The following is a 1,297-nucleotide window of genomic DNA, read 5'->3' on the forward strand; positions in this document are numbered from 1 at the left end:
AATTATGAGTTAGCTCTAGGGGGATTAAATTGAAAACCTTCTATTATAGCATAGATTTTTTTTGCAAGAGGTCTACTATTCCAATAAAAATTCATACTGCCAAAGGGGGGCGATCGATATTACTACATTGAGGTGGCGGATCGAGGAGATGTCATCGATGCTGACGTGATATTTCATCGGATGAGGATTGACAATGTGGGTGAGTAGCCATGAAGCATTGGAAGGTGAAGAGCTTCAAGATAAGGTAGCAGCGTGCCAGCTTGATACCAAATTAATCTCGCAATCCTCGATCGCGCAACCAAGCATCTGCCCAAATTGTATCGGCTTCTGACAGCGGTGGTATGACTTCCCAGTTGCGATAATCTATCTTGAGGTCGTAACTTGCTATGTCGTAAATTTGAGTGAATAATTCCTGCAAGTTTATGACTGGTTCGGTATCGCCCGATCGCAGCGGTAAAGGAAAGGCAGGCAGCGGGTTCTGCACGTTAAAAGCGTACAAATCTGCTCTGGGACGGCGATTTCCCGACACACCAAAACGCTATAGTGGCTTTCAATGTCATTGCCAATAACTGGCATTTTTCGACCGCGCCGCAATAAATCTATTTCAATTAAATGAGTGCGACCAGATAAAATTTCTTCTCGCTTTTCTTCGTACATTTGTCGTCCTTTTCCTGTGCGCTTATTGCTAGGCGAGAGAATTTCAATAACTGTTATCAATTCTTTGGTTTCTCTTTCTCTAATTTCTAAATAGCCTTCCCGAACCGTGTAGGGCATGGGAATAATTACTGTTAATGGTTGTGTAGGCGGTGCTGCAACTGCTATGTTTGATGCTGTTGTTTTTGTTGCAGTTTGTGGTTGCATTACAGTTACGTCGGGAATGTCAATGACTGATAAATCGTCGTCAGCCGTTTCATAGATTCTGACTTCCAGCGACACTAAATACTTAGGACACAGTTGGGGAGATAAAAACCGGAAAATTTCACTAATCAGCAAGTTATGTATCCCAGGCCAAAAGTCGGGATGCTCTAAATACGGATCCATACCGGGAAAGGGAGATGGCATTGATGTCACTCCTTGACTTAAGTCTATTTACAGTTTAGCAATGTTGTTTTGGGAAAATTAGGGTCGATCGCACTTCCTGTGAAATAGAATAAGTAAGTCGGTGAGAAAAAAGCAAACTATGTTAAAATAAGTAAAGAGAGAGAATAGGTCTACTGAGGTAACTCAATATATGGGCGCTAGATTAAGGGTATTTCTCAGTCAAGAGCAAGATAAAACCCTATTAAAACTGAGAACT

1 pseudogene is annotated in these 1,297 nt (G+C 41.7%); it reads right to left on the reverse strand.

The features are described 5' to 3' along the window. Positions 1-271: 271 nt before the first annotated feature. Positions 272-1,062: pseudogene (locus QUA70_RS28455) on the reverse strand (DUF4058 family protein). Positions 1,063-1,297 lie beyond the last annotated feature (235 nt).

The organism is Microcoleus sp. LAD1_D5, from assembly GCF_036702115.1.
Lineage (GTDB): Bacteria > Cyanobacteriota > Cyanobacteriia > Cyanobacteriales > Microcoleaceae > Microcoleus.